The 26976-nt window shown below is 68.5% G+C and carries 23 protein-coding genes and 3 pseudogenes; 18 read left to right on the forward strand and 8 right to left on the reverse strand.

Features of this window, described 5'->3' with window-relative positions; all coding sequences use genetic code 11:
- Positions 1-48 precede the first annotated feature (48 nt).
- On the forward strand, positions 49-321 hold the full coding sequence (locus ACH4EW_RS24600) for a hypothetical protein (RefSeq protein ID WP_398260414.1): 273 nt from the start codon (positions 49-51) through the stop codon (positions 319-321).
- Positions 322-419: 98 nt separating this feature from the next.
- Positions 420-761 carry a hypothetical protein gene (locus tag ACH4EW_RS24605; protein ID WP_398260285.1) on the forward strand — a complete coding sequence of 114 codons (342 nt, stop codon included), beginning with the start codon at positions 420-422 and terminating at the stop codon, positions 759-761.
- Positions 762-983: 222 nt separating this feature from the next.
- On the opposite strand, the pseudogene ACH4EW_RS24610 reads toward ACH4EW_RS24605, so the two are convergent.
- The 3 genes and pseudogenes from ACH4EW_RS24610 to ACH4EW_RS24620 form a co-directional block, all read right to left on the reverse strand.
- Positions 984-1382 (reverse strand): annotated as a pseudogene (locus ACH4EW_RS24610) (FUSC family protein); the annotation flags it as partial.
- A 364-nt stretch (positions 1383-1746) separates the two neighbouring features.
- A complete protein-coding gene (locus tag ACH4EW_RS24615; RefSeq protein ID WP_398260287.1) occupies positions 1747-2910 on the reverse strand; it encodes an acyltransferase in 1164 nt (387 codons plus the stop codon).
- Positions 2903-3880, reverse strand: coding sequence for an alpha/beta hydrolase (locus tag ACH4EW_RS24620; RefSeq protein WP_398260289.1), 978 nt, complete (start codon positions 3878-3880; stop codon positions 2903-2905). Before ACH4EW_RS24620 ends, ACH4EW_RS24615 begins: the two co-directional genes overlap by 8 nt.
- A 228-nt stretch (positions 3881-4108) precedes the next feature.
- Between ACH4EW_RS24620 and ACH4EW_RS24625 the strand changes: the two genes are divergently transcribed.
- The 5 genes from ACH4EW_RS24625 (at position 4109) to ACH4EW_RS24645 (ending at position 9134) form a co-directional block, all read left to right on the forward strand.
- Positions 4109-4594, forward strand: a complete 486-nt coding sequence (locus tag ACH4EW_RS24625) for an Lrp/AsnC family transcriptional regulator (RefSeq protein WP_398260291.1) — start codon at positions 4109-4111, stop codon at positions 4592-4594.
- 392 nt (positions 4595-4986) lie between these two features.
- Positions 4987-6195, forward strand: a complete 1209-nt coding sequence (locus ACH4EW_RS24630) for a protein kinase (protein ID WP_398260293.1) — start codon at positions 4987-4989, stop codon at positions 6193-6195.
- Between the two features lie 149 nt (positions 6196-6344).
- Entirely contained in the window at positions 6345-6908 is a 564-nt protein-coding gene (locus ACH4EW_RS24635; RefSeq protein WP_398260295.1) for a hypothetical protein, read from the forward strand.
- 415 nt (positions 6909-7323) lie between these two features.
- Positions 7324-7473, forward strand: a complete 150-nt coding sequence (locus ACH4EW_RS24640; protein ID WP_398260297.1) for a hypothetical protein — start codon at positions 7324-7326, stop codon at positions 7471-7473.
- Between the two features lie 335 nt (positions 7474-7808).
- Entirely contained in the window at positions 7809-9134 is a 1326-nt protein-coding gene (locus ACH4EW_RS24645; RefSeq protein WP_398260299.1) for a geranylgeranyl reductase family protein, read from the forward strand.
- Between the two features lie 238 nt (positions 9135-9372).
- Here the strand turns inward: ACH4EW_RS24645 and ACH4EW_RS24650 are convergent, their stop codons facing one another.
- Complete coding sequence (locus tag ACH4EW_RS24650) at positions 9373-10134, reverse strand: LysR family substrate-binding domain-containing protein (RefSeq protein ID WP_398260301.1); 762 nt, start codon at positions 10132-10134, stop codon at positions 9373-9375.
- Positions 10135-10192: 58 nt separating this feature from the next.
- Between ACH4EW_RS24650 and ACH4EW_RS24655 the strand changes: the two genes are divergently transcribed.
- The gene (locus ACH4EW_RS24655) at positions 10193-10597 is read left to right on the forward strand and encodes a DUF5997 family protein (protein WP_398260303.1); all 405 of its coding nucleotides are present in this window, start codon (positions 10193-10195) and stop codon (positions 10595-10597) included.
- Between the two features lie 147 nt (positions 10598-10744).
- On the opposite strand, the gene ACH4EW_RS24660 is transcribed toward ACH4EW_RS24655, so the two are convergent.
- Both ACH4EW_RS24660 and ACH4EW_RS24665 read right to left on the reverse strand, forming a co-directional pair.
- Entirely contained in the window at positions 10745-12622 is a 1878-nt protein-coding gene (locus ACH4EW_RS24660; protein WP_398260305.1) for a transketolase, read from the reverse strand.
- Between the two features lie 146 nt (positions 12623-12768).
- Positions 12769-13524: a dienelactone hydrolase family protein gene (locus tag ACH4EW_RS24665; protein WP_398260307.1), complete on the reverse strand. Its 756-nt coding sequence runs from the start codon at positions 13522-13524 to the stop codon at positions 12769-12771.
- A 387-nt stretch (positions 13525-13911) separates the two neighbouring features.
- Between ACH4EW_RS24665 and ACH4EW_RS24670 the strand changes: the two genes are divergently transcribed.
- The 6 genes and pseudogenes from ACH4EW_RS24670 to ACH4EW_RS24695 all read left to right on the forward strand — a co-directional run bounded on the left by ACH4EW_RS24670 (position 13912) and on the right by ACH4EW_RS24695 (position 18411).
- Complete coding sequence (locus tag ACH4EW_RS24670; protein WP_398260309.1) at positions 13912-14310, forward strand: DUF6221 family protein; 399 nt, start codon at positions 13912-13914, stop codon at positions 14308-14310.
- Between the two features lie 228 nt (positions 14311-14538).
- Positions 14539-15648: a PP2C family protein-serine/threonine phosphatase gene (locus ACH4EW_RS24675; RefSeq protein ID WP_398260311.1), complete on the forward strand. Its 1110-nt coding sequence runs from the start codon at positions 14539-14541 to the stop codon at positions 15646-15648.
- 838 nt (positions 15649-16486) lie between these two features.
- Positions 16487-16561 (forward strand): annotated as a pseudogene (locus ACH4EW_RS24680) (hypothetical protein); the annotation flags it as partial.
- Between the two features lie 120 nt (positions 16562-16681).
- A complete protein-coding gene (locus ACH4EW_RS24685) occupies positions 16682-17470 on the forward strand; it encodes a hypothetical protein (protein WP_398260313.1) in 789 nt (262 codons plus the stop codon).
- Positions 17471-17539: 69 nt separating this feature from the next.
- Positions 17540-17956, forward strand: a complete 417-nt coding sequence (locus ACH4EW_RS24690; RefSeq protein WP_398260315.1) for a hypothetical protein — start codon at positions 17540-17542, stop codon at positions 17954-17956.
- 302 nt (positions 17957-18258) lie between these two features.
- Positions 18259-18411, forward strand: coding sequence for a hypothetical protein (locus tag ACH4EW_RS24695; RefSeq protein ID WP_398260317.1), 153 nt, complete (start codon positions 18259-18261; stop codon positions 18409-18411).
- A gap of 187 nt (positions 18412-18598) precedes the next feature.
- Here ACH4EW_RS24695 and ACH4EW_RS24700 read toward each other — a convergent pair whose 3' ends face one another.
- Positions 18599-19024, reverse strand: coding sequence for a secondary thiamine-phosphate synthase enzyme YjbQ (locus ACH4EW_RS24700; protein ID WP_398260319.1), 426 nt, complete (start codon positions 19022-19024; stop codon positions 18599-18601).
- Positions 19025-19077: 53 nt separating this feature from the next.
- On the opposite strand from ACH4EW_RS24700, the pseudogene ACH4EW_RS24705 reads away from it, so the two are divergent.
- Positions 19078-19485 (forward strand): annotated as a pseudogene (locus tag ACH4EW_RS24705) (pyridine nucleotide-disulfide oxidoreductase); the annotation flags it as partial.
- Positions 19486-19807: 322 nt separating this feature from the next.
- Here the strand turns inward: ACH4EW_RS24705 and ACH4EW_RS24710 are convergent.
- Entirely contained in the window at positions 19808-21613 is a 1806-nt protein-coding gene (locus ACH4EW_RS24710; RefSeq protein ID WP_398260321.1) for an ABC transporter ATP-binding protein, read from the reverse strand.
- 117 nt (positions 21614-21730) lie between these two features.
- Here ACH4EW_RS24710 and ACH4EW_RS24715 point away from each other — a divergent pair, with 117 nt between their 5' ends.
- The 3 genes from ACH4EW_RS24715 (at position 21731) to ACH4EW_RS24725 (ending at position 26910) form a co-directional block, all read left to right on the forward strand.
- Positions 21731-22174, forward strand: coding sequence for a MarR family winged helix-turn-helix transcriptional regulator (locus ACH4EW_RS24715; protein ID WP_398260323.1), 444 nt, complete (start codon positions 21731-21733; stop codon positions 22172-22174).
- A gap of 87 nt (positions 22175-22261) precedes the next feature.
- Entirely contained in the window at positions 22262-25213 is a 2952-nt protein-coding gene (locus ACH4EW_RS24720) for an FAD-binding and (Fe-S)-binding domain-containing protein (RefSeq protein ID WP_398260325.1), read from the forward strand.
- Positions 25214-25455: 242 nt separating this feature from the next.
- On the forward strand, positions 25456-26910 hold the full coding sequence (locus ACH4EW_RS24725; RefSeq protein ID WP_398260327.1) for a Gfo/Idh/MocA family protein: 1455 nt from the start codon (positions 25456-25458) through the stop codon (positions 26908-26910).
- Positions 26911-26976 lie beyond the last annotated feature (66 nt).

Genomic DNA, 26976 nt, shown 5'->3' on the forward strand with positions numbered 1-26976 from the left:
GGAGCCGGCCGGCGTTCGCGCCTGGAGGTCGACGCCGTATTCGTCTTCATCGGCGCAACGCCCTGCACCAGCTGGCTCGGAGGCCAACTGGCAACGGATCGCGACGGCTTCCTGCTCACAGGACAAGATCTCGACAGCGCGTGGGAAGCCGACCGGGCACCGCTGCCCTTCGAGACGAGCGAGCCGGGTGTGTTCTGCGTCGGCGACGCGCGCAGCGGCAGCGTGAAGCGGGTCGTCACCGCCGTCGGCGAGGGGTCCGCCGCCGTCCGACTCGTCTTCGAGCGCCGACTGCTGGACGGCGCTCATCACTTGTTTGTGTGAGGGCCGAACATGGACGGAATCGGCACCATGGAGGCCGACGGGGATCTCCGGAACGCAGGATTCACGCCTGAATCCACATCAAGAAGCCCGGAACGCCGATGAACGACGTCTATCGCGCTGCGGGAACCTTCGGGGACACCAAGAAGCTCGCGCAGGAACTGGCGACCGAACTCCGACGAATCGAGCAGGTGCCGGACCATCCGATGTTCCGCGAGAACACCGCGGCATTCGTACACGAGCTGACGGCCGACCACCTGTCGAACGTCGACGGTGACGGCTCGTACGTCCGAGTCCAGGTGCTGACCAAAGCCGACGCCCGGGACCGTGGCAAGCAGCTGGCGGCGGTCTGCCGGCCGACTCGTCGTCGAGGCCGATCACGGCAGGGAGAGCAAGCAGATCGTCACCCGTCGGCAACGGGCCTGCCGCATGCACGGCATTGAGGCGAACGCAGATCGCTTCCGAGAGGCCTGCTGCTCCGACCGGGCTCACCAGCCGCCGCTGGTTGAAGGCGCCCGGGAGGCTGACGGCTGGTCAGGAAAATCAGCAAGCAGTCAGCATACGCCCTGATTCAGTTGAGTACACCTGCCCGCACGTGCAGATCGACGTCTACGCTCGAACCCAGGCTTGACCAGCAAAAACACACGCTACGCAGGCCTGACGGCCGAGTGCCGACTTGACACCGCAAAGAAGGCCATGAACGCGAACACGCCCAGTGAGTGGCCGCGCGGCCCCCAACGCCAGGCGTACACACCCAGGCCCATGACCGCGAGAAAGGCCGCGTCCCGTGCCAACGGATAGTCGTGCAGTCCCGCGGCGAGGGCGAGCACGGGGAATCCGACGGCGGGCAGCAGGGCGGTGGTGATCGCCTGATCGCGCACCGTGGTGTCCAGCACCGTGAACAAGGCCAGCAGCGCGGCAAGACCGCCGGTGATGGCCGCTACGAGCGAATGACCGGTCAGGCCGCACATCACGACAGCCAGCCCGATGCCGAGGACGGCCCGGACACCGCTGCGCAGCCGCAGTCGGCCCGGGTCCGGGGAAACGAACATCCTCTTCAGCACGGCATGCTCCCGCTTCTGCACACCGGCCCTGCGCACCGGCATGAAAAAGGCGCCGCGGGGATCCGCAGCGCCATCGACGGGTACATCACAACATCTCTTCGGCCTTTGGCTCAAACGAGAGGGAAACAGCTGTGCCATTGGCTCAGTGTTTGGCTGCGGATGCGCACCATGGGTAGGCCAACGGACCTAAATCAGGCCAACGGACCTAGATGGGGCGAGCCGCTGCCCCCAGTGCCCCAGCACCAGCGCGGCGCCGAGTGCGACGACGCCCCGAGCCCCACGGGCGTTGCCCCGCCCCCTGCGCGAGGTCCCGGTGGCCTCCGTCGACCGCTTCACCAAGTCGTCCCGCTCCACGGGCCGCAGATCAAACACGACGCGCCGCCGCCGACCTCGCGGGAGGCCCCTTTCGGACGACCATGCTTTTCTTTCTCGGCCTCCCCTGCTCGTAACCACGGAACGCCGCCCAGCACACCAGCAGCGCCATGGCGAACACGGGCAGCCAGGCGAGTCGGGCGAGTACCCAGCCGGGTGTGTCGGGGACGGTGTGCAGGCCGGTCAGGGTCCCACCCAGCAGCAGGCCGGTCGCTGTGACCGCGATCATCGCGGTCTGGTGCCACAGGTAGATCGTCATCGCGGCGAGGTTCACCGTCGCCACCGCCGCCCAGACGGCCGGGCGCTGCAGCACCCGGCGCAGCGGGCCGAGCAGCAGCAGTGCCGCTCCGCACTGGGTGAGGCCGAAGGTGACCGCGGCGAGGGTCGGCGGGTCGAGGTTGGAGATCTTCAGGCCGGGCACTCCGACCATGGCTGCGGGGTAGCCGGCCCGGAGGACGAGTCCGGTGGTGGCGGCGGCTCCGCCGAGCAGCAGTGTCCAGCCGGTCCTGCGGCTGCGCAGGTCGCCCCGGGCCCAGGCCGCGCCCAGGCAGTACGGGACCAGCCAGCCGGCCACCACGTTGACCGAGGCGAAGCCGCCGGGCGTGTCCAGGCCGAACCGGTAGAGGTCTGTGATCAGCACGACGGCGAACGGCCACAGCGGATGCAGCTTCGTCACGAGCGGGGTCGCCGCCGTCAGCGCCGCGAAGACGACCAGGAACCAGAGCGGGGACCACACGAGCTTGCACAGCGCGCGCACGGTGTCCTGGTCCGCCCCGGAGGCGAGCATCGTGCACGCCGCCACGGTCCATACGACCAGCACGACGGCAACCGGCCGCAGCAGCCGGGTGATGCGCGCACGGAGCCAGCGGCCGTAGCTCTCGCCACGGGCGCGGGCACAGGCGTAGCTCTTCGCGCCGACCTGTCCGCCGACCAGGAAAAAGACGGCAAGGGTCTGGAAAACCCAGGAGACCGGGGTGAATTGGGGCATGTACTGCAGCGGACTCGAGCCGTGCATGGTGCCGCTGTCGACGACCTGTGCCGTCACCAGCCAGTGGCCGAGAACCACGCCGAGGATGGCAACGGCACGCAGGGCGTCGATCCCGCGGTCACGGTCGGCAGGAGTTGCGGAGTCGATCCGCCGGACGAAGTCACGCATGGCGCTCTCCCGAGATCTCTGCGGACATGGCCGTTCCGGCCACGATCCGGGCGATGCTCTTCAGCGGTAAGGAACCGGGCTTCAGGTAGTCGCTGTGGCCGCCGTCGCCCGCCGCGAAGACCTCGGCGCCGAACTCGGGCGAGACCGGGTCCGTGCCGAACCCGATGTCCACAAAGGGAAGTCGGAGCTTCATGTGCGGCACGTCGGCGACCCAGTCGTCGCTGCCACGGCCCGCCCAGACGGTGGCCGGGGTGTGCAGGTCGGCGGCGTTTGCGTAGCCGGTGCCAGGGCTCCCGTACAGGACGATGTCCGCGACCCGCAGCCCGTGCGCAGCGCGGGCACAGACGACGGAGCCATAGGAGTGACAGACGAGGGAGGTCCGGGACGCGGGCCTCAGGTTCAGCAATTCCCCCATGAAGCGGCGTAGTTCGGGGGCCGCCTCGTCGGCCCGCTCCGAGGTCACCGAAGCCGGACTCGGCATCGTCGGCGGTTCGTATCCGAGCCAGGCGACGACGGCCGACCGGCCGCCCAACTCGCCGTGGAGTGCGAGCGCGCCGTTCCGCAGACGCCCGTAGTGGTCGACGCCGATGCCCGCGCCGGGGACCAGCACAGCGATCCGCTCGGCGTGGGACAGGTCGCCGAAGACCTCGACGCTGCGGCCCCCGTCACGGCCGTCGAAGGAGAGGAAACTGCGTGCGGAATCGGCCATGCCGTGCAACGCGGCGGCCCGCTTCCGGTCGCCGTGGTCGGCGGCTGCCCGCTCGGCCGCCCCGATGTCGGCACGGGTCGCGGCGTACCGCGCGGCGAGGGCCTCGGGTGCAGCGGTACGCAACGGGCCCTGGGCGGTCGGGGCCGGTGCCGGTACGGCCGCTGGGCAGGCGGACCCCGCTATCGGCACGGCCACCGAGGTGGCCACCAGCGCGGTGAGCAGGCCGCGGCACAGACGGCTTCTGCGCGGATGGGACGACATGACGGGTTGTTTCCTCCGTACCCGGATGGCTGCGCTTCGGGTACGGAAGTTATGGGCGGGGCCTTGTAATCCGCGTCCCACCGGAGTGTGAACCCTTTTTGTAGCTCTGCAGGACTACGGGTACGAGACGGGAGCCGAGGCGGCGTCGGATCGGTCCGACGGGTTCGGTGCCGGGCCATTGGTACAGTCGCAGCCCGGATCGGCCCACCAGGAAGAGACCAACGGACCATGGCGGTGGACGCCCTCGACACCCGCATCCTGCGGTTGCTCATCGAGCAGCCGCGTACCAGCGTGCGTGAGTACGCACGCATCCTCTCCGTCGCCCGTGGCACCCTGCAGGCCCGTATCGACCGGCTGGAGCGGGACGGTGTGATCACCGGTACGGGCCCGGTCCTGTCCCCCGCCGCGCTGGGTCACCCGGTGCTGGCCTTCGTTCATCTGGAAGTCACCCAGGGGCACCTGGACGAAGTCGGTGAGGCGCTCGCCTCGGTGCCGGAGATCGTCGAGGCCTTCTCGACCACGGGCGGCGGTGATCTGCTGGCCCGGGTGGTGGCCCGCGACAACGGGCATCTGGAAGATGTGATCCAGCGGTTGATCCAACTGCCCGGTGTGGTCAGGACGCGTACCGAGGTGGCGCTGCGCGAGCGGGTGCCGCACCGGCTCCTGCCGCTGGTCGAATCGGTGGGCCGCACGGCTGCCGGCAGCCCGAGGTGATCACCGTCTTGGCATGCTGGATGTCATGAACTTGCGGCGCGGCCCCGACCCCACCCTCGTCTGGGCGGCTCCTGGCCCGCTCGCCACGGCGGCCTGGCCCGGCCGGGAGCTGGGCGGCATGGCCCGGGAGGGCGCCGCCCCTTCGTCGACACCTGGTGAGGAATCCGCGGCGCTGCGGCCCGGCGCGCCCCCTGCGGACAGCGGAGCGGCTGCTCGGCGTGTCGCCGAGGTCCGGCGGCCCGATATCCTGATCATGCCGCGCGCCCCCCACCTCGCCCCGATCCCGGTCGGGGTGCCGCCGTGGCAGTCGAAGCGGCCCACAATTCGAGATTGGTGCACAGGTGCTGGTAGCTGGTCGGTACCGCTTGTTGTCCCCCATAGGCCGCGGCGGCATGGGTGAGGTGTGGCGCGCCGCCGACGAAGTGCTCGGCAGGGCGGTGGCCGTGAAGCTGCTGCTGGGCGATCACGCGGACGAGTCGGCCACCGCCCGGTTCCGTCTGGAGGCGCAGACCGCGGCCCGCCTGAGCCACCCTCATCTGGTGGCCGTGTTCGACTTCGGGGCCTGGGAGGACCGCTTCTACCTCGTGATGGAGCTCGTCGAGGGCAGAAGCCTGGGCGATCTGCTCGCGGCCGAGGAGCGGCTCGGCGCCGAGCAGGTCGCCCGGATCGCGGGCCAGGCGGCCGCGGGGCTCGCCGCCGCCCATCGGCAGGGCATCGTGCATCGTGACATCAAGCCCGGAAACCTGATGCTGGACGCCGAAGGTACCGTCAAGATCGGCGACTTCGGCATCGCCCAGTTCGTCGACGACCCTTCGGCCGCGCTGACCACCACGGGGCAGATCGTCGGCACCAGTCTCTATCTCGCCCCGGAGCGCGCCCTGGGCCGTACGGCCGGTGCGGCGTCCGATATGTACTCCCTCGGCTGTGTGATCTACCAACTCCTGCTGGGCGAGCCACCGTTCCGCTCCGACACCGCGACCGCGACGCTCTATCAGCATGTCGACACTGCCCCCGTGCCGCTCAGACAACGGGGCGTCAGCCTGTCACCCGCCTTCGACTCCTATCTGCTCGGGCTGCTCGCGAAGCAGCCCGAGGACCGGCCGAGCGCCCAGCAGGTCGCCGACTGGTTCCAGAGCGAAGCGTGGCGCGGACAGCCGGAGCCCATGCCCATGTACGCCCCCACAGTCCCTCCAACAGCGCCGAGCGTTCCCTATGCCTCGGCACCTGCCCCCGCTTTCAGTCCCTCCCAGACGCCTGCCTCCGCTCAGCAGGCCGAGGGCGTCACGACGTACCGCGTACCGCAGGCCGGCGGCCACAGACGGCGTCCGGCGGCCCGGTCGGCGCCCGTCCGGCGGAGCACCGGCGCCCGCGAGGCGATCAGGCGTCGGCCCAGGGTGGCCAGCGCCATTGCCGGTACGGTCGCCTTCCTCGCGGCCGTGTACCTGGGGATGAGTCTGTTCTCCCCGGATGCCGGCTCGGCCGATATCCCGGACACCGGGCCCACCGCATCCACCGGACCCGAATCACCGGCCGCCGAATCACCGACCCCCGACCAACAGGCACACAACAGCGAGGACGACGGGGACGACGAGCAGGACTGAGCCGCTCTCCGCTGCCGCCCCCGACCTCCTGACCGTACCGCCAGGACCGCGGCACCGTCCGTCAAGCAGCCGTCAGGACCTGCGGCTGTGGCGTCAGTGGTTCATCAACGGACGCTGTCGGGCCGGCCGGCTTCCATAACGTCGCTGCCATGAGACGACGTGACATCCGAGCCGTGCCCGGCCCGCGCACCGGCCGGGTACACCCTCCGCCCGATACGACCGCCCATGACCAAGGCTGGGCGGGGCACCTGCGGTTCGCGGCCCGCTGCGCCGTGACGCTCCTCGGGCTGCTCCTTGCCGTCGATACGACGGCCGGTCACCTCACCTGGCTGCGCGCACTCTTGTGGACAGGCCTGGCCGCCGTGCTGTTCGTGGTCCTGGTGCCGCCTCGGGTCCGCGCGGGTGCCGGATGGCTTTCGTGCCGCGGTCTGGTGCGCGAACGGATCGTGCGCACCGACCGATTGGTGTCGGTGCGCTGGTGTGACGGAGTCTCCCAGCGCCTGGTGCTCCGTGACGCGGACGGCGGCCGGGTCGAGGTCGACCCCCAGGTGTTCCTCGCCAATCCGGCACTTTGGCACCGGCTGGACGACGACGCCCGGGGCAGTGTGGAGCGCGGGACGCTGCGGTGCGGGGTGACGGCGCTGCGTCAACTGGCCGACCGTATCGACCGCCGGACCGCGCGTACGGTGTTCACGATCTCCGGCCTGGAATAATCGCCCCGCATGCCCAGGTGGTTGGGCGATCCCACCACCGCGGCTTGACCAGATTCGCCGAGTCCCTCAGCAGCCTTCGCAGTTCATTGACGAAGCCATGACGACATGCGAGTGTTCGGTCGCTCGTTCGTGGGCGACGGCGACACGGGCGACAGGGGCCGGCCTTCAACAGCCGAAGCAAGTACGTCACCGTACGCCGCCGCCCACGCCCTCGGTCACCCGGAGCTCCGCGGAGCCCCGCCGGATTCCCCACCCGTGCCACGCTCATGGGTCATAGCCGGGAGGACAGCGAGCGCGTGTGCGCGGTGTCCCCGGCGCGGCGGGAAGATGGTGCCTTCCCGCGCCTTTCTCTCATCACCCTGACCGATGACGCAACACGCTTGCCCAGTCGGCCAGTTGAGCTGGCCGGAGCCGCATGAAGGGGCAACCCGCCGGGCATATGACCGGTGACCGACAGGTGGTGGTGACAATGGGCCGCATCAGGATCGTCCGACGTCCGCAGCTGCCCAAGCGGCCGCCACCGCTCGATCTGCGGACCCCGTCCGGCCGCCCGCTCCCGTACTGAGCACGCCCCGCCGCGACCGACGCCCCGCCTGCCCTGCCCATGGGCACCCCTGGGGCGACCGTCTGTGTGGTGGCGGACAGGGAGCCGTCGTGGCGAACGGGAGAAGCCGGCTCGAAACACGGGATACAGCAGGCGAGTGCCGGCGGTCCTGCGCTCCTTCGAGTCGTAGGCGCGGGGCTGTCCCCAGCGGCGCGCTCGTGGCCGTCCATGACGGCTCGTGCGACCACCGGACGTCCAGGCCTGGTTCCGCACCGGCCCTCCTTGATCGATGATGAGGCGCAGGGCTGCCGTCCTCGGTACGGCACCCGCTGTCCCAGGAACAGGAAGGGGTCCCCATGCGGGAAACGACGCCGGACCAGTCCCCGTCGGACGATCGGTCCGTCCACGGCTCGGACGAGGAAGCCCAGGTGATCGTGGTGGGGGCGGGGCCGGCAGGCTCGGCCGCGGCCTTCCACCTCGCCACGGCGGGCGTCGATGTCCTGCTCCTGGAGAAGTCTCACTTTCCCCGGGAGAAGGTGTGCGGGGACGGCTTGACGCCACGAGCGGTGCACCAGCTCATCAGGATGGGCGTCGACATCAAGGCTCCGGGGTGGACGCGTTCACGCGGGATGCGATGGGTGGCCGGGAACCACCAGGTGCACATCGACTGGCCCGCGCTCGGGCGTTACCCGGATTTCGGGCTCTCGCGCAGCCGACACGACTTCGACGACATCCTGGCCCGGCACGCCGTCGCCGCCGGAGCACGGCTGCGCAGCGGCGTGAAGGTGACCCGGCCCCTCACCGACCACTCCGGCCGTATCACCGGTGTCACCGCCACGACCTCGGTGAAGGAGCCATTGGTCTTCCACGCACCGATCGTCATCGCCGCCGACGGCGCCGCCGCCCGCCTCGCCCTCACCATGGGCCTGCAGCGGGACAGGAGCCGGCAGATCGCGACGGCCGCCCGCCGCTACTACCGAAGTCCGGAGCGTTCCCAGGAGGAGTACCTGGAGCTGTGGGCCGACCTCCGCTTCCCGGGGAGCGATCACTACCTGCCCGGATACGGCTGGATCTTTCCCATGGGCGACGGCCGGGTCAATGTCGGTCTCGGGGCGCTGCCCCACCGACGGCATGGCAAGGCGGACCTGCGCGCCACCTTGGACGAGTGGCTGGCGCGTACCCCGCACACTTGGGGACTGCGCGAGGAGAACGCGGAGGGCCCTGTCCGGAGCGCGGCCCTTCCGCTGGGCTTCAACCGCCACCCCCTCTACACCTGCGGGCTCCTTCTCGTCGGCGACTCCGGAGGCATGATCAGCCCCTGGAACGGCGAGGGCATCGGCCAGGCCATGGAAGCCGGCGAAGTCGCAGCCGAGACCGCCGCGCTCGCCCTGGCTCTCCCGCGGGGGCCCCGGAGGGAGCAGGTGCTGCGCGGCTACCCCGTCGAGATGAACCGCCGCTGGGGGCGCTACTACCGTCTCGGGAACACGGCCGCGGACCTCGTCTTCAGCCGTTCGGGTTTCCAGCCGGTCCTCAACCGTTACGTCATGGGGTCGCCGTTTCTGCTCAACACCCTGGCCCGGCTGCTGACCAACCTCACGGACAAGCCCTCGCACGACCTGATCGACCATCTGCTCAACGGCGTCGTGCGTCTCGTGCCGGAACCAAAGGTGCGCAGGCGCTGAACCTGAGGCCGAGCCGCCCAGGTGCCTTTCGAATCACTAAGGGCTGTCCCGTAATCCGTGGTGGATCAGCGCGCGGCGTCAGATGTGGTGCATCGCAAGACGGAGGGACGCCCGAATACTGGATGTATTCGGGCGTTCCGACAACGCGGCGAGGATGGGGCCTCCCCTGCTCGAGCGCAGCCGAGAGCTTGGGGAAGCAGCTGTCGTCGCGCGCCCACCAGGGATTACGGGACAGCCCTTAGGACCGGCGGCGAGGCTTTCCTCGCCTGCCGCCCTTGGCACCGCCGGAACCGCTCCGCACGCTCTTCCCGGCCGCCTTGCCGGCTGTGGGCTTGCGCCGTGCACCGCCGGTTTCGGGACGCTTGCCCTTCGGCTGTGCCGGGGCCTTGGGGCGGCCCCGAGAGCTGTTGACGGTCCGCCCCCGGACGATTCCGATGAAGTCCTCCACCAGATCCGTCGTCTCGTCCTCCAGCCACGACAGCGCGACACGCGACTCGGGGGCGTCCGACACCGGTCGGTATGTGAGGTCCTTGCGGTGGTGCAGTCGGGCGAGCGACTGCGGAACGACGAGAAGGCCCACTCCTGCCGCCACGAGCTCGATCGCGTCCGCCGTCGTGGCGGGGCGCTCGATCGCGGGCCGTCCCGGCCGGTGCTCCCATTCGAGGGTGTCGTCGAGCGGATGCAGCACGATGTCGTCGGCGAGATCCTCGGCGGAGACCTCGTCGACCGCCGCCACGACGTGGTCCTTCGGGATCACGACCACCGTCGTCTCGGCGTAGAGGGGGATCGCGCTGAGGCCCGTCCGGTCGATGGGCAACCGCACGAGACCCACGTCGGCGCCGCCGCCCCGCAACACGTCGGATGCCTCGGCGGCCGACACCCCGATGAGGGTCAGCGGGACGTCGGGCAGCCGCTCGTTCCAGATCCGCACCCACTTGGTGGGCGTCACCCCCGGGACATACGCGAGCCGGAACGAGGAGGTTTCTTCCGAACTTGTCACTTCGCCAGGTTACCGGCCCTGGTCAGAGGTAGCGCACATGCTCGATACCCTTGACACCATGACGTCGCACAAGACCACCCAGACAATGAAGCCCGCAACCGCGGCAAAGAAGCTGGGTGTGTACCTCGAGGCCACCCCCGCCGAGTTCCGGGAGGGTGTCGTCTCGCGCACCGAGCTGAACGCGCTGCAGTCCGATCCGCCCGAGTGGCTTCAGGAGCTGCGACGCAACGGCCCGCACCCCCGGCCGGTGGTCGCGGCAAAGCTGGGCGTCTCCATCTCGGGTCTCGCCCGAGGCGGAATCACGGAGGCCCTCACCACGGAGCAGATCGAGGCGCTGAAGAAGGACAGCCCCGACTGGCTCCAGCAGGAACGCGCCACCCAGGCCGAGGTCCGGAAGGAAGCGGTGCGTATCAAGGAGAAGAACGCAGCGCGCGGCGATCAGTCCCGCGGTCCGCGTTCCTGACCTTATGTCCCTCGGCCGTCCCCCGGCATGACAGCCCACCGTCGGCTATCGCTTCGTTCGACGGGTTCGCGTCGGTCCAGTATCCGGGTCAGCGCACCGGCGATCGCCGCGGTGTCGGTGCTTCCGCGCCGACCACGGCGGCAGCGCTCAGCGGCCAGCGAGATCGTGGGCTGTTCGGATGATGTGGGTGCGCGAGATACCTGCGGTGTCGAGGAGTTCGGAAGGGGTTCCGGAGCCCGGCAGGTTGCGCACGGCGAGGTGGACGACTGCGGGGGTGAGTCGCTGTGCGGCGAGTGCGGACAGCACAGCCTCGCCGATGCCGCCTTCTGGGTGGTGGTCCTCGACGACGACGAGTGCGCCGGTTTGCTGGGCGGCGCGGGCGAGCGTGTCGAGGTCCAGGGGCTTGACGGAGTACAGGTCGACAACCCGGACGGGGATGTTCTCGGCAGCGAGCTGGTCGGCGGCGGCGAGGCATTCGTGGACGGTGACCCCGGCACCGATGAGGGTGACCTCGTCGCTTTCGCTCGCGCGCAGGGTCTTGGACCCGCCGACGGGGAAGGTTTCGTCGGGGGCATAGAGGACGGGGTAGGCGCCCCGGGTGGTGCGCAGGTAGGAGATGCCGTCCAGGTAGGCCATTGCGGCGGTCAGAGCGGCAGCGGATGTGGCGTCGCTGGGGTAGAGCACGGTGGAGCCGTGGACGGCGCGCATCATGGCGAGGTCTTCCAGGCCCATCTGGGAGGGGCCGTCCGCACCGATCTCGACTCCGCAGTGGGTCCCGCACAGGCTCATGGAGATCTGGGAGACGGCCGCCATACGGATGAAGTCATGGGCTCGGGTGAGGAAGGCGGCGAAGGTGGTGGCGTAGGGACGGTAGCCGCGTACGGCCATACCGACCGCGCCGGCGATCAACTGCTGTTCGGCGATGTACATCTGGAAGTACCGCTCGGGGTGTGCCTTGCCGAAGTCCTCCGCGTGGGTGGAGTTGCCCACCTCGGCGTCCAGAGCCACGATGTCGGGCCGGGCGCCGATCGCGGCGAGCGCCTTGCCGAACGCCACGCGGGTGGCGACGCTTTCACCGACCTCGAAGCGCGGCAGCGTCACCTCCACGGGAGCGGCCGGGGTGCTGGGAGCGGCGGCGGGCGGCTGGGGGCCACGGACGGTGAGGTGACGTACGCCACCCAGTTCGGTGATGGCGCGTGCGGCGAGATCCTCGGGCAGTGGCTTGCCGTGCCAGCCCTCGGCGTCCGCGACCTCGAAGACACCCTGACCTTTGACGGTCTTGGCGACGATGACGGTGGGTGCCTGCCCGTCGACCGCGGCGGCCAGGGCTTCTGCGACGGCCACGAGGTCATGGCCGTCGACGACGAGGGCGCGGCAGCCGAAGGCCTCGGCACGGCGGGCGTAGGCGCCGGTGTCCCAGCCCAGCTCCGTGGGGCCGCTCTGGCCGAGGCGGTTGACGTCGATGATCGCGACGAAGTTGGCCAGCCGGTGGCGGCCTGCCTTGTCCAGGGCCTCCCACACCGACCCTTCGGTCATTTCGCTGTCCCCGCACAGCACCCACACCCGGTACGGCTGGTGTTCCAGGTCCCGTCCGGCAAGCGCGATGCCGACGCCGTAGGCGATGCCCTGGCCCAGGGAACCGGTGGCAGCATCCACCCAGGGCAGGACCGGAGTGGGGTGGCCCTGCAGCCGAGCGCCGTCGCGGCGGTAGGTGGTCATCAGTTCCTCTTCATCGATCGCACCGGCGGCGAGGAACATCGCGTACAGCAGGGGGGAGGCATGCCCCTTGGAGAAGATCAGGTGGTCGTTGGCCGGGTTCTTCGGGTCCATCCAGTCGTAGCGCAGTTGGCGTGTCATGAGGACGGCCATCAGATCCGCGGCGGACAGGCTGGAGGTGGGATGACCGGAGCCGGCGGCGGTGCTGGCGCGAACGGAGTCCGCGCGCAGCTGCTGAGCCAGCTGAAATACCTGGTCCAGGCCGCTGTCGGGCCCGAGGGAGACAGTGGGGGTGTTCTCGACCGACATCGCGGCTTCCTCTCGTGTCCTGCGTTCTTGGACCGACCGCCACATGGGCCCGGTTCGCGGGCCGCGCACAGAGGCGCGTGGGGCGCCTGCGCCCTTGCCGACCGTATGTCCGTGGTGCGGTCACCGCGATCTGAACGCGTCACCGGTCAGAGGATGCGGTCCAGGAGCGCCATCAGTGATTTCCAGTGGCGTTCGTCCGCTGTGCTGTCGTATGCGGCGGTGTCGGCCTGGGTGAAGCCGTGGTGCGCCCCTGTGTAGACCTCGCTGCGATGGCGCACGCCGGCTGCGGTGAGAGCATCGTCGAGGCGGTTGATCTGCTCGGGGGGCAGCGAGGGGTCCTGGTCGGCGTGGCCGAAGTACAGCTCCGCAGTGATCCGGTCGGCGAGCAGGTGCGGACTGTCGGCAGCGTCTGTGGCCAGGCTCCCTCCGTGGAAGCCCGCCATGGCCGCGACCCGCTCCGGGTAGGTGCCGGCGGTACGCAGGGCAAGGCCGGCTCCCATGCAGTAGCCCGTGACACCGACCGGCCCGTCAGTGGCCACGGGGCAGTCCGCCAGCCAGGTCAGGTAGGCACCGGCGTCGCGCATCGCCGGACCGGGTGTCAGTGACTGCATGATCGGACCGAGACGCTCAAAGATCTCCGGGCGTCGGGCCGGGTCGATGAAGTCGGGAAGCGCGACCACCGGCGCTCGCCCATGGCGGTAGAAGACATTGGGGACCAGGACGGTATAGCCCGCTTCCGCGAGACGATCGGCCTTCTTCTTCAGGTGAGGACGGATTCCGAAGGCATCGGTGTAGAGCAGGACCCCGGGGTGGGGACTTCCGTCGTCGGGATGGGCCAGGTAGGCGTCGGCGGTGCCGTCCTGTGTGGGGATTTCCACTGATGTTCCGCGCACGGCGGTCACGGGCAGTTCCCTTCTCTCGTCCGGTGCCCCTCCGTGCTCGGAACGGGGCGGCGTGCGTGGTCTCTGACCGGTGGGGCGGGTGTCAGGACGAAGGTTTGAGGTTGCAGTCAGCGATCGTAAGCGGTCAGTGATCGCTTGACGGCTTGCCCGGTCCTGTCGTGGGGCCGGATCGCTGCAGTGGGTGCCAGGAGCCGGGACAGCACCCGCGTGATCACACCTGCGGGGCCTCTCGGCACCCGGCTATACCCACGACAGGTGGTGTCCCCGGGGTGCCGGGCTTCAACTCTGTATCGTCGTCCGACATCCTCGGTGAACGAACGGAACTGGCCAAGACAGTGGGTGCGGTTTCCGGCAGGGAGCCCTGACGGTTAAGGATTCGAAAGCCCGATGACAGACAACTCCGATATGATCGACTTCGTTCGGGCGCGTCTTGCCGAGGAGGAAGAGATCGCGCAGGCGGCGGGCGGGGACAGCTGGCGGTGCCCGGCCGGCGTGCCCGGCGAGGTCCACGACCGGATCGGCGCCATCGCGTTCAGCGTGCGGAATCTCTGCTTCGATCAGCACATCGCCTTTCAGGACCCCGCGCGCACACGTCGTCGCATCGAGACGAGCAGAGTTCTTCTCAATGAGTACGCGGAGGTCGCCGACAAGGACGCCGACCGCCCCGAACACGACTTCTCGTCCGGCCGTGCAGTCGGGCTCGGTTTCGCCGTCCGGCAGATGGCCGCAGAGCATGCGGGCCACCCCGACTACCGGGCGAAGTGGCTGCCGCGGTTCATCCATTGACGTTCGGCGGGGGCCACTTGCGGGCTGCCCCGCAAAAACGATTTCGCAGCGCCTTGGCTCCCCCGCCCGCGACAGTACGGAGTGATCACGTGCGGCGCGCCGCTGCTCCCGTGTCGACGGGCCTGACCAAGGGCTGTCCCGTAATCCCTGGTGGGCGCGCGCTGATCCACCACGGATTACGGGACAGCCCTTAGCGTAGAAGAAATCACCATCTGCCCGGGAGGTCCCGTGCCCCGCACTCGCCGGAAGACATCCGGCCTCTCCACCAAGCCGCTGAGCATCACCGAGTTGGTGATCGGGGTGGTCTCGGTGACGCTCTTGGTGGTGGTCCTCGGCGTTGTGTCCGGATCCGGGGTGTGGCTCCTCGGACTGCTGGTATTCCTGCCGTCGACCGCTGCGGCGCTGTGCACGGTACGCCAGACCGCGTTCGTGTCCGCGTGGGCCACCCTCGTGGCTGCCGTCTCCCTGCTGGTCCAGGGCAACGACGGACGGCGTTGGCTCGACAGCTTCCTGATGGTGCTGCTCATCCTCGCCCTGGGAGGGCTCTCCATCTACGCCGCCCACCGGCGCATCGCCCGCGAGGAGGAGATGCTGCGGCTGCGCTCCACCGCCGCGGCCATGCAGCGGCACATCCTCCACCCGCTGCCGCTGCTCACCGACGACGTACTGGTCGACGGGGTCTACGAGCCCGTGCAGGAGGACCGGCTGGTCGGCGGAGACGTCTACGACGTCATCGCCTCGCCCTGGGGAACCCGGGTACTGATCGGCGACGTCCAGGGCAAGGGCCTCGCCGCCGTCGGCGCCGCCTTCGCCGTCATCGGGGCCTTTCGCGAGGCCGCCCACCGGGAGCCCACCCTGACGGCGGTAGTCGACGCCCTGGACGCCTCGGTCGTACGGCACAACTCCTACGCCGAACAGACCGGTGACGACGAACGATTCGTCACGGCTCTTGTCATCGGCGTCGACTCGGGAGCCGAGGCGCAGGCCATCAACTGCGGGCACATCCCACCGCAGCTGCTGCACTCGGTCACCCACACCACGCTCCCGCTGGGCACCGGAGTACCGCTCGGGCTGGCCGAACTCTCGAACGAGCCCGCGACAGTCGACTGGTTCGCGTTCCCGCCCGGCTCGACGCTGCTGCTGAGCACCGACGGCCTCACCGAGACTCGCGCCGCCGACGGCACGTTCTACCCGGTCGACGAACGGTTGGCGGGCCGCCTCGGCCTCCCACCGACCGACCTGCCACAGGCCCTTTACGACGACGCCCGCGCATTCGCCGAGGGCAGCCAGCACGACGACATCGCCATCCTGTCCGTGCGCCGCTCACCGCATCACTGAGTCATCGACTTCCCCCTCAGGCCTGCTCCCGGCGATACGCTGGCGATCGGTACAGTCCGGGGCCGCCGAACGGCGAACCCGCCGAGTACTCCGGGAGGGGCACCGTGCGCGACGCCAGGCAGAGGATCTCAGAAGCGCTGACGGACTCCGGGCGCGGCGACCGGGAGACGGCACTCCTGGTGCTGAGGCACGCCATGCGCTGGGCCGCCCACGCACTCGACGGGGCCGACTCGCCGTACGCTGCCGGGGACGCCGAGGACACTGACGGAGCCGACGCCCTGACCGCCCTGTACGCGTTGGACGACGCGCTGACCGACGCCCGTGACCTCGCCGACGCGCTCCCCGCGCTGCTCCGGTCGGCCCGGGCGGGCGAGCGGCTGGGGCGGGGCACCCAGGATCTGATGGCCGAACTCACGTCGCTGGCCGAGCGGGTCGCGGTGGAGCGCGCCGCGCTCGACGAGGTCAGGGCGCGCGAGACCGAGCTGCGGCAGCGCCTCGCGGAGCACGAGAAGCTGCGCCACGAGGTCGACGAACTGCGGCGCCTGGAGCGGCTCGTGGCGGAGCTGGACGAACTGCGGGCGCAGCACACGGAGATCGACACCCGGCTGCGGGAGCTGCGCGCCCAGGACCCCGACACGGCCGACCGCGAGCTGCACACCGGCGCCGATTCCCTGCTGAGGCTCACCGAGCAGCAGCTCTCCGTGCTCGCCCCACGGACCCGGCAGGCCCTGGAGCAGGTGGCAGCGGGACTGAGCCCCTCGGCACACAGCCCACCCAGTGGACAGGGGAGAAGGGCTTCGCTGGCGGAACGCAGGACCCGACGGGTCTCACCCACCTCGGGGCCCGGGAGTACGACCCGGCAGCGGGCCGCTTCATCAGCGTCGACCCGGTCGCGGATCTGCAGGACCCGCAGCAGATCAACGGCTACGCCTACAGCAACAACAATCCGGTCACCTTCGCAGACCCGGACGGTAAGTTCTTCCTCTCGTACATCTTCGCCCTAATCCGCCTTCTCCGTGCGATCATCCGTTACGTGGCCGCGGCCATCCACTCCTCCTACCGGCACCAGTCCAGTAACCGAGCATCCCGATCGTCCTCACGCACCGGCCTTTCGACCTACGGAAGTGCCAGTTATGCCAGCACGTCCGGCGGTGGCGACAGCTGCCCGGCAATTCAGCGCAACTACGGTATCTGCGACAACAAGGAACCCGGCGACCCTAAATCGCTCGGCCAATCGGCCAAGGACTCTGCCGGAGGGTTCGGAGATTTTCTCGCCGGCACCCTGGATGCGATTGAGTATGCAGCCGAGCCATGGTGCTGGTTCGGCGCAGACTGCGGCGTCCAGGAAACATACCGAGAGAAGACCAAGGAAGCCGGCATGGATGTCGGCTCAAAGGAATACAAGGACACAGCAGAGGCCGCGGAGACGGTTTCCTGGCTGGCTGGCGCATTTAGCCTTTTCAAGAACCTCATCAAAAAGGCAATCAAGGGCGGAACGAAAGCAGACAGTCCGTCCGGCAAGGGCGCGGGTACCGGTCTCGCCGCTCAACCCGACTTCAACAGCCCCATGTCCGCTTGGAACCATTACGAAAAGCATGTGATGAGAGTGAAGAGAAATAAGAAGGGAAAGGTGACAGGACCCACCAAGGAATCACCAAACATGCCAGAATTTAAGGGCCAAGGCGGGTATGAGCACTATCGCGAAACAGCTCGTTTATTCATGCCGGGGGGCGGGACCGGAAGGATCGGTCACCCTGCCCTCAAGCTCTGGAGGATTCTTCCGAATCGATCAGAAGACAGGTTACTTCGGTTACGCGAATAGTTCTGGAACAATATCGACCTTCTTTAGACCTCACATGGATCCGATGAAATACTTCCGGGAGCAGTTCAAATGACCCGTCCATCCGAGCAGACGTTGACCTCCGTCTTCACGCAAGTGGCCGCTGCGGCAGGCTGGAAGTGGTCAAATGACCCCTGGAGGTCATGCGAGGGGTGGCTCAGCTTCGTTGAAGAGTGCGAAGAGGGTTACGAGATGGATTACAGCGAGTACCTGCACGACATCTCCATCAGGGATCTGCTGGAACTGGCACTGAATGACGAGAACGCCCAACGCACCAAGGGGTTCGCGGAATTCTCTGCTTCGATTCAGAGGAGTGACCACGCGTTCCGCGAGCTCATCGAAAGCGGTCCGATGATCCGACCCGAAGAACCACGCTGGTGGAGAAGATCCCTACCGCCTCACGGCGAGGAGGAGTTCGTCGGAGACGTACAAGAGAGACTGCGTGTCACGTTGAGCAGGACAACGTAGGTCGTATCGCGCCCGCCTGTTTCGGGGCACACTGTCTCAAGAAGTACCAGTAAGAGGTCGACCGACCTCGAAACGAACGTTTGCAGTTCAACGAAGCGGACCTGACGCTGGAAAATCGGCGCAGCGATGCCAAAAAGGAGGCTCGGTCTTCTTTCTGACACAGAGAAGACCGGGCCTTTCATCCTGGATCCACCGATGAGTGATCGCTGCGGGGAGGCCATGACGCAGAGAGGTGCCCGCTGAGCTGGGATGATGGGAGTTCTCACGCTTCCAGCAGGCCCAACCAGCAAGGCACCTCGTAAGTGAAATCCTCCCACAGTCCCACAAACACCTTCGTCGCGTTCGATAACCAGAACCTGCTCGCGCACAGCGGTCTCGCCCCCGCGGTCCGCCTGGCCGAGCGGTGCGACCTGCCGGGACTGGTCCGGGCGAGGGTGCGCCTGACCGGGGCGTGAACGGGGTCGGCGCGGCGCCTGCGCAATGCGCAGCCGGGCGGGGCGTGCTGGCGGACGTACGCGCCCCAGCCCCGCGGTGTTACCACCAGCAGACGAAGAACCTGTTGGCCGCCTTCGCACACCATGCGCCTACGCGCACTGCTCATTTTGTGCGGCAGGCCCCCTCATACAGTCCCACCGAAGCGGCTCACAAGCCGAGGAAGCTCAACCGAACCTGCCTGTCAGTGTTCGAAATGTTCGTGTCGACCAGACACACCGACTGCCACGTCCCCAGTTCCAGTCGGCCCCCGATCACCGGCAGTGTCGCGTGCGGTGGGACGAGGGCGGGCAGTACGTGGTCGCGGCCGTGGCCGGGGCTGCCGTGGCGGTGTTGCCAGCGGCCGTCGGAGGGAAGCAGGGTGTGGAGGGTGGCCAGCAGGTCGTCGTCGCTGCCCGATCCGGTTTCGATGATGGCGATGCCGGCGGTTGCGTGCGGTACGAAGATGTTGAGCAGGCCGTCTTTGCCGGCTGCGGTCCGGGCGAGAAACTCTTCGCAGTCGTGCGTCAGATCGGTGACGGTCTCCGTCGATCCGGTGGTGATGTGCAGGATGCTGGTGGTGAAGGCATGGGCCATGCCTTCATCCTCTCGCTCATCCGGCGAGATCGCGCGTCCACGTACCGAGATGCCCATCACCCTTTCAGAGCGTGACCAGGCTGCCGCTCACCGACGCGATCCGGCGCGCCCGCGAGGAGGAGGTGCTCGACCGCTTGCCGATGTTCGACCGGATCGCACCGGGCGGGGTCGTGTGGGACGACGGCCGGAGGGTCGAGGCGGATGTCATCTCATCGTCTGGGCGACCGGGTTCCGCGCCGCCATCGATCATCTCGCGCCTTTGAAACTGCGCGAGCCGGGCGGCGTCATCCGGGTCGAGGGCACACAGGCGGCACGGGACGAGCGCATTCATCTCGTCGGCTACGGGCGGCACGATCGGCGCCAACCGGGCGGGGCGGGCCGCGGTGCGAGCGATCACACGGCTGCTGGACAAGCCGGAGGCCGAACCGGTCGATGAGTTCGTGCCCGCCGCGACTCCATGAACAGAACACACGAACAAGGGATCGGGTGTTCGCTGGAACGCGTGATCGTTTCGCTGTTCGTTGCCCAACTCGTCTGTGGCGGATGATGATTACAGGGCGCAAGCGACGGGCTGCAGACCGCGACAGCGCAGTCCCACACATGCACCATGTACAAGGAGAAACACCGGATGAACCTCATCACCAACCTGCTGGCCGGCATCGTCCACTTCGTGGGTTGGCTCGTCTGACCATTGCTCCGCCCGGCGCCGTCGCTCCCCGTCCCACGGGAGCGGCGGCGTCGCCGCGTGTTCGGCCTCGGCCGGGGCGCACCCGACCCCGCCGATCAGCTTGGCGCGGGAGACAGTTGGGTGTCCCGCCGGACCAGGGCGGCATAGCGGCCGTCCTGTTGGAGGAGTTCGTCATGACTGCCGCGCTCGGCGGTTCGGCCACCGTCCAGGACGACGATCTGGTCGGCGTCGCGGACGGTGGAGAGCCGGTGCGCGATGGTGATGGTGGTGCGTCCCGCGGAGAGCGCGTCGATCGCTTCCTGCACGGCGGATTCCGTACGGGTGTCGAGGGCGCTCGTCGCCTCGTCGAGGACCAGGACGGGCGGGTCGCGCAAAATCGTACGGGCAATGGCAAGGCGTTGTTTCTCGCCGCCCGAGAAGCGGTAGCCGCGTTCACCGACCAGGGTGTCGTAGCCGTCGGGCAGCGAAGCGATGTGGTCGTGGATCTGCGCCGCACGGGCGGCCGCCTCGATTTCGGCGTCGGTCGCATCCGGCTTGGCGAAGCGCAGATTCTCGGCGACCGAGGCATGGAAGAGATACGTCTCCTGCGAGACCACACCCACGGCGCGCGCCAGGGTGTCGAAATCCAGATCGCGTACGTCGACACCGTCGAGCGTGACCCGGCCGCCGGTGACGTCGTAGAGCCTGGGCACCAGATAGCTGAGCGTGGACTTGCCGGATCCGGTCGGCCCGACGACCGCCAGGCTACCGCCGGCCGGCACGGTCACATCGACGCCGCTGAGGGTCGGGCCGCTCCTCTCGTCGTAGCTGAAGTCGACGTCCTCGAAGCGGATCTCGCCGCGGATCTTCTCCAGCCGCACGGGGTTCGCGGGCTCGGTGATGTCCACCTCGAGATCGAGGTACTCGAAGATCCGCTGGAAGAGCGCGAGGGACGTCTGTATCTGCACCCCGGTGGAGAGCAGGCTCACGGCGGGCCGGAAGAGCCCCTGCTGGAGCGAGACGAAGGCGACGAGCGTGCCGATGGAGACGGCGGGGCCGCCGGACTGCAGGGCCATGCCTGCTGCCCAGTAGATGACGGCGGGCATGGCGGCCATGACGATGCCGATCGTCGACATGCGCCACCGCCCGGCCATGCTGGAGCGCACTTCGAGGTCGACCAGCTTCTCGGACTCCTCGGCAAAGCCCCTGGTGAGGGAGTCCGCCCTGCCCATCGTCCGGCCGAGCAGGATGCCGCTGACGGAGAGCGACTCGGTGACCGTGGCCGCCATGGCAGCCATCTGTTTCTGGCGCTGAGTGGTGATCTTCTTGCGCTCACGGCCGACCCTGCGGCTGATCCAGACGAAGACCGGAAGCAGGAGAAGCGAGACGATGGTGAGCCGCCAGTCGAGTGCAAGCATGGCGACGACCGTGGCCACAACCGCGGTGAGATTGGAGACCAGTGACGTCGCGGTGGAGGTGACGGTCGCCTGCATGCCGCCGATGTCGTTGGCGATGCGGGACTGCACCTCGCCGGTGCGGGTCCTGGTGAAGAAGGCGAGCGGCATCCGCTGCAACTGGGCATAGACCGCGGTGCGCAGGTCGTGCATGACGCGCTGGCCGACTGTGGTGGAGATCAGGGTCTGCAGGACACCGAAGACACTGTTCATCACGGCGGTGAGGATCATGCCGAGGGCGAGCAGCGACAGCAGTCCCGTACGTCCTTGCGGGATGGCGGTGTCCAGGATTTCGCGCAGCAGGAACGGCGAGGCGACCGACACCAGCGACGAGGCGCCGACAAGCAGCCCGACCAGGGCGAGCCGGCCCCGGTAGGGACGGAAGAGGCGCAGGATGCGGCGCAACTCGGCGGGCGGGCGGCTCCCGCCCCGGGGCGGGGGTGTCCAGGTGATTTCGTCGGGTTTCATGGGCTCCTTCGTCGGGCGCGCGACAACTCGGTCTCAGAACTGGGGACCCAAACTTTTAAGAGCATAGCTCATTGTTACCTATGCTCACAATGCACAAGGTCCTGATATTGTTCCCGCATGGACTCCTCCGACGCCGATGGCGTGCTCGCCGAGCAGTTGCTGCGAGTGACCCGCAGGCTCCAGCGGATTCAGAGCCGCCAACTGGAGCCGATCGGTATCACTCCCGCACAGTTCCGGCTGCTCCGCACCGTCGCTCATTACGACGGTCCACCCCGGATGGCGGACCTCGCGCAGCGCCTGGATGTCGTCCCGCGTGCTGTGACCAGTCTGGTCGACGGCCTGGAGGCAAGCGGCCGGGTGCGTCGCGCCCCCGATCCGGACAGCCGACGGGTGGTCCGGATCGAGATCACCGACGAGGGCCTGACCACCCTCCGGTCGCTGCGCGACGCGCGCCGGGCCGCCGCGGAGGAGATCCTGGCTCCATTGACCCCCGATCAGCGCGAGGTGCTCGGCGGACTGCTGTCCGCCCTGGTCAGCGGAATGCCGGAGCGTCGCTGCTGAACTGTGCGGATACGCGTACACCGGATGGGTGCCGCGTGTGTGCCGTCGCCGTACGTAACCGAACCGAACCGCCGAGGAGAGCTCGACATGCCACTGCTGGAGCCGAAGCCGGAAGCACTCCGCCCTGGTGCGGTGCGTACTCCGTCCCCGGACCGGGTGCCCGACCGGCAGGCTCCGGGCACGCCCGAACCGCTGCGCGGCGAGCTGATCGGCCTGCTGGGGCCGGAGAAGGTGCTGTGGAAGATCTCCGACCTGGTGAAGTACGCCTCCGACGCCAGTCCGTACCGGTTCGTCCCCCAGGTCGTCGTGGTCCCGGAGGACATCGACGACATCTCGGCGATCCTGTCGTACGCGCACGGCAAGGGCCGGGAGGTCGTCTTCCGGGCGGCCGGCACCAGTCTGAACGGCCAGGCCCAGGGGGAGGACATCCTCGTCGACGTACGCCACCACTGGACGGGCATCGAGGTCCTGGACGGCGGCGCGCAGGCCCGCATCAGGCCGGGGACGACGATCCTGCGGGCCAACGCCGCCCTCGCCCGGCACGGCCGGCTGCTGGGGCCCGACCCGGCCAGCGCCATCGCCTGCACGATCGGCGGAGTCGTCGCCAACAACGCCTCAGGAATGACCGCGGGAACGACCCGCAATTCGTACCGCACCGTCTCCTCCCTCACCTTCGTGCTGCCGAGCGGCACGGTCGTCGACACGGGCGACCCCGCGGCGGACGAGAACCTGGCCCATGCCGAGCCGCGGCTGTGCGAGGGACTGCTGGCGCTGAAGGCGGAGATCGAGGCGGATACCGAGCTCACGGCCCGGATCCGCGCCAAGTACGAGATCAAGAACACCAACGGCTACCGGCTCGACGCCTTCCTGGACGGCTCGACGCCAGTAGAGATCCTGCGTGGGCTGATGGTCGGCTCGGAGGGCACCTTCGGCTTCATCTCCGAGGTCGTTTTCGACACGCTGCCGCTGGACCGCCGCATCTCCACCGCCCTGCTGTTCTTCCCCTCCCTGACCGCGGCGGCAGCCGCCGTGCCCCGCTTCAACGAGGCGGGGGCGATCGCCGTCGAACTGATGGACGGCAATACGCTGCGCGCGTCGGTGAGCGTCCAGGGCGTGCCCGCGGACTGGGCCGAGCTGCCCAAGGAGACCACGGCGCTGCTGGTGGAGTTCCGGGCTCCGGACGAGGCGGGCCAGGAGTCGTACGAGCGGGCTGCGGCGCCCCTCGTCGAGGGGCTCGACCTGGTCGCCCCCGTTGCCTCGGTGACCAATGAGTTCACGCGCGACGCCGAGGTCATCTCGGGCTACTGGAAGGCCCGCAAAGCGTTCGTCACCGCGGTCGGCGGCTCCCGCCCTTCGGGTACGACGCTGATCACGGAGGACTTCGCGGTGCCACCCTCCCGGCTGGCCGATGCCTGCGAAGCCCTGCTCGGACTTCAGGCGGAGCACGGCTTCGACGCCGCCGTGGCCGGTCATGCGGCGCACGGCAATCTGCACTTCCTGCTCGCCTTCGACGCGGCGAAGCCGTCCGATGTCGATCGCTACGCCGCGTTCATGGACGACTTTTGCCGGCTGACGGTGGAGCGCTTCGACGGCTCCTTGAAGGCGGAGCACGCAACCGGCCGTAACATCGCCCCCTTCCTGGAACTGGAGTGGGGCCCGAAGGCGACCGAGCTGATGTGGCGAACGAAGCAGATCATCGACCCCGACGGGGTCCTGGCGCCCCGGATCGTCCTCGACCGCGACCCGAAGGCCCATCTGCGCGGGCTGAAGACCATCCCCAAGGTCGAGCTGATCGCCGACCCATGCATCGAGTGCGGCTTCTGTGAACCCACCTGCCCCAGCCATGACCTGACCACATCGCCGCGCCAACGGATCGTGCTGCGCCGGGAGATGATGCGGCAGCCGTGCGGTTCACCGGTAGAGACTCAGCTGCTCGACGCGTACGGCTACGACGCCGTCGACACCTGCGCGGGCGACTCGACCTGCAAGCTCGCGTGCCCGGTCGGCATCGACACCGGCGCCATGATGAAGGACTTCCGCCACCAGCGGCACTCGCCGCGCGAGGAACGGATCGCGGCGCTCACCGCGACGAACTTCAAAGCGGTGGAGGCGGCGGCACGGCTGGCGGTCGCCGCGGCCGGCCGGATCAGCCACCGGATCGGGGACGGACCGCTGGAGACGCTCACCGTCCTGGCCCGCAAGGCCGTGCGTCCTGATCTGGTGCCCGAGTGGCTGCCCGAGATCCCCCGCGCCGCCGCCCGTAAGCTGCTCCGTACCTCCCGTATCGGGGCGAGCGCCGTCTACTACCCGGCGTGTGTGAACCGCATCTTCGGCGGTCCTGAAGGCCATCGCGGCCCGTCGCTGCCACAGGCCGTCGTCGCCGTCTCCGCCCGCGCCGGGAAGCCGGTATGGATCCCGGACGACGTCGCGGGGACCTGCTGCGCGACGATCTGGCACTCCAAGGGGTACGAGGCGGGCACTGCCGTGATGGCCAACCGCATCGTGGAAGCGGCCTGGGGCTGGACGGCGGGCGGAAAGCTTCCGCTGGTCGTCGACGCATCGTCGTGCACGCTGGGCATCGCCCATGAGGTGGTGCCGTATCTCACCGACGACAACCGGGAGTTGCACCGGGAGCTGACCATTGTCGACTCCCTGGTCTGGGCGGCCGACGAACTGCTTCCCGAGCTGACAGTGCTCCGCAGGATCGATTCGGCGGTCCTGCATCCGACGTGTTCCATGCAGCACCTGGACGATGTGGAGCAGCTGCGCACAGTCGCGGAGGCCTGCGCGGAAGAGGTCGTGATCCCTGACGACACCGGGTGCTGCGCCTTCGCGGGCGACCGCGGCATGCTGCACAAGGAGTTGACGGCCTCCGCGACGGCGAAGGAGGCCGCAGAGGTGAATGCGCGGGAGTACGACGCTTATCTCTCGGCCAACCGGATGTGCGAGATCGGTATGAACCGGGCCACGGGACGGTCGTACTACTCGGTGCTGATGGAGCTGGAACGGGCCACACGCCCGGGAGCCGTTGTGCGGTGATCACCGGCGGCCGACCGGTGACCGACCCGTCCCGGTTCGTCCGCCGGTCCCTTTGATTTCCTCGATCGCCGGGTGGGTTCGGTCATGGCCGAGCCCACCCGGCTTCTGTATGTGCACATAAGTCCATGATTCCAGAGCAGAAGCCCCATCACCCCCTTGCGCATCGGCAGCATCAACTACCAATCTCATCAACGAAGTTCATTCACAAGCCGCGCACGTCAGACCCCCCTTCTGGAGGATCGATGAACGACGCAGCACAGCAGGACAACCGTACGCAGAGCGGCGACGAAGACTCGATGAGCCGCCGCTCGATCCTGTGGACGACCGCCGGAGTGGCCGGTGCCGGGCTCGGACTCGGCGGTCTCAGCAGCGGCACCGCGGCCGCTGCCTCCCCCAGTCGGAGCCCGGAGGCCGCTGTCGCGGGACAGGCGGCCGCTCCGAAGCGCCGGGGGCGCACCATGGTGGGGGTGCCGTTCGACCGGCGCTCCACCGTCCGGGTCGGCATCGTCGGCCTCGGCAACCGGGGTGGCGGCATGATCGATCTCTTCCTCGCCGTCAGCGGCGTACAGGTCGTCGCCGTATGCGACCCGGTCAAGACCAAGGCCGAACGAGCGGCGGCGAAGGTGACCGCCGCCGGTCAGCCGGCGCCCGCCGTGTACACCAACGGCGAGGACGACTACGAGAATCTCTGCAAGCGCGGGGACGTCGACTTCGTCTATGTGGCAACGCCCTGGGGCTTCCACTTCGAGATGGCGAAGACCGCCATGCTGAACGGCAAACATGTCGGTGTGGAGTGTCCGATCGCTCTCCAGCTCGACCAACTGTGGGAGCTGGTCGATCTCTCCGAGCGCACCAGACGCCACTGCATGCAGCTGGAGAACTGCTGCTACGGGCGGAACGAGATGCGGGTGCTGCGCATGGCGCATGCCGGTCTCTTCGGTGATCTGCTGCACGGCGCGGGTGCGTACAACCACGATCTGCGCGGCCTGATGTTCGACCCGGAGTACTACGAAGGTCCCTGGCGCAGGCTGTGGCACACCAGGTTGCGCGGCGATCTCTACCCCAACCACGGTTTCGGTCCGGTCGCCAACTACATGGACATCAACCGCGGCGACCGTGCGGTGAGCATCACCAGTGTCGGTTCCCCGTCCCTGGGGCTCGCCGAGTACCGGAAGAAGAACATGCCGGCCGGTGATCCGAGCTGGAAGGAGACCTACATCGAGAGCGACCGGACGATCAGTCTCGTCCAGACCGCCAAGGGACGGGTCATCCGGCTGGAGCACGATGTGTCCACTCCGCATCCGTACTCGCGGATCAACAGCCTCGGCGGTACGAAGGGTGTCTTCGAGGACTACCCGGCCCGTATCTACATCGAGCCCGACCACACAAACGACAACTGGGGCGACTTCGCCAAGTACACCCAGTGGGACCACTGGCTGTGGAAGGAACACGCCAACCCGCCCGGCGGTCACGGTGGTATGGACTACATGCTGGTGTTCCGGCTGATGCAGTGCATGCGGCTGGGCCTTGTCCCCGATTTCGATGTGTACGACGCCGCGACGTGGACGTCGCCCGTTCCGCTCAGCCATCTGTCCATCAAGGCGAAGGGCGCGCCGCAGCAGATACCGGACTTCACCCGCGGTGAGTGGAAGAAGGCCCGCTCCGGCATGGACTCGGAGGATCCGGAGAAGGCCTGACGGGCTGATACGACGGGCTGCGGGGTCTGTTCGGCCGAGCGGACCCCGCAGCACCTCCCATGCCCT

This window comes from Streptomyces sp. NPDC018000 (assembly GCF_044328025.1).
Classification (GTDB): Bacteria; Actinomycetota; Actinomycetes; order Streptomycetales; family Streptomycetaceae; genus Streptomyces.

What these genes read in the sequence shown, in the direction of transcription:
- ACH4EW_RS24605 (WP_398260285.1), top strand. Translation starts at nt 420, where the DNA reads ATGAACGACGTCTATCGCGCTGCGGGAACCTTCGGGGACACCAAGAAG.
- ACH4EW_RS24615 (WP_398260287.1), bottom strand. Translation starts at nt 2,910, where the DNA reads ATGCGTGACTTCGTCCGGCGGATCGACTCCGCAACTCCTGCCGACCGT.
- ACH4EW_RS24620 (WP_398260289.1), bottom strand. Translation starts at nt 3,880, where the DNA reads ATGTCGTCCCATCCGCGCAGAAGCCGTCTGTGCCGCGGCCTGCTCACC.
- ACH4EW_RS24625 (WP_398260291.1), top strand. Translation starts at nt 4,109, where the DNA reads ATGGCGGTGGACGCCCTCGACACCCGCATCCTGCGGTTGCTCATCGAG.
- ACH4EW_RS24630 (WP_398260293.1), top strand. Translation starts at nt 4,987, where the DNA reads ATGGGTGAGGTGTGGCGCGCCGCCGACGAAGTGCTCGGCAGGGCGGTG.
- ACH4EW_RS24635 (WP_398260295.1), top strand. Translation starts at nt 6,345, where the DNA reads ATGAGACGACGTGACATCCGAGCCGTGCCCGGCCCGCGCACCGGCCGG.
- ACH4EW_RS24640 (WP_398260297.1), top strand. Translation starts at nt 7,324, where the DNA reads ATGAAGGGGCAACCCGCCGGGCATATGACCGGTGACCGACAGGTGGTG.
- ACH4EW_RS24645 (WP_398260299.1), top strand. Translation starts at nt 7,809, where the DNA reads ATGCGGGAAACGACGCCGGACCAGTCCCCGTCGGACGATCGGTCCGTC.
- ACH4EW_RS24655 (WP_398260303.1), top strand. Translation starts at nt 10,193, where the DNA reads ATGACGTCGCACAAGACCACCCAGACAATGAAGCCCGCAACCGCGGCA.
- ACH4EW_RS24660 (WP_398260305.1), bottom strand. Translation starts at nt 12,622, where the DNA reads ATGTCGGTCGAGAACACCCCCACTGTCTCCCTCGGGCCCGACAGCGGC.
- ACH4EW_RS24670 (WP_398260309.1), top strand. Translation starts at nt 13,912, where the DNA reads ATGACAGACAACTCCGATATGATCGACTTCGTTCGGGCGCGTCTTGCC.
- ACH4EW_RS24690 (WP_398260315.1), top strand. Translation starts at nt 17,540, where the DNA reads ATGACCCGTCCATCCGAGCAGACGTTGACCTCCGTCTTCACGCAAGTG.
- ACH4EW_RS24700 (WP_398260319.1), bottom strand. Translation starts at nt 19,024, where the DNA reads ATGGCCCATGCCTTCACCACCAGCATCCTGCACATCACCACCGGATCG.
- ACH4EW_RS24710 (WP_398260321.1), bottom strand. Translation starts at nt 21,613, where the DNA reads ATGAAACCCGACGAAATCACCTGGACACCCCCGCCCCGGGGCGGGAGC.
- ACH4EW_RS24715 (WP_398260323.1), top strand. Translation starts at nt 21,731, where the DNA reads ATGGACTCCTCCGACGCCGATGGCGTGCTCGCCGAGCAGTTGCTGCGA.
- ACH4EW_RS24720 (WP_398260325.1), top strand. Translation starts at nt 22,262, where the DNA reads ATGCCACTGCTGGAGCCGAAGCCGGAAGCACTCCGCCCTGGTGCGGTG.
- ACH4EW_RS24725 (WP_398260327.1), top strand. Translation starts at nt 25,456, where the DNA reads ATGAACGACGCAGCACAGCAGGACAACCGTACGCAGAGCGGCGACGAA.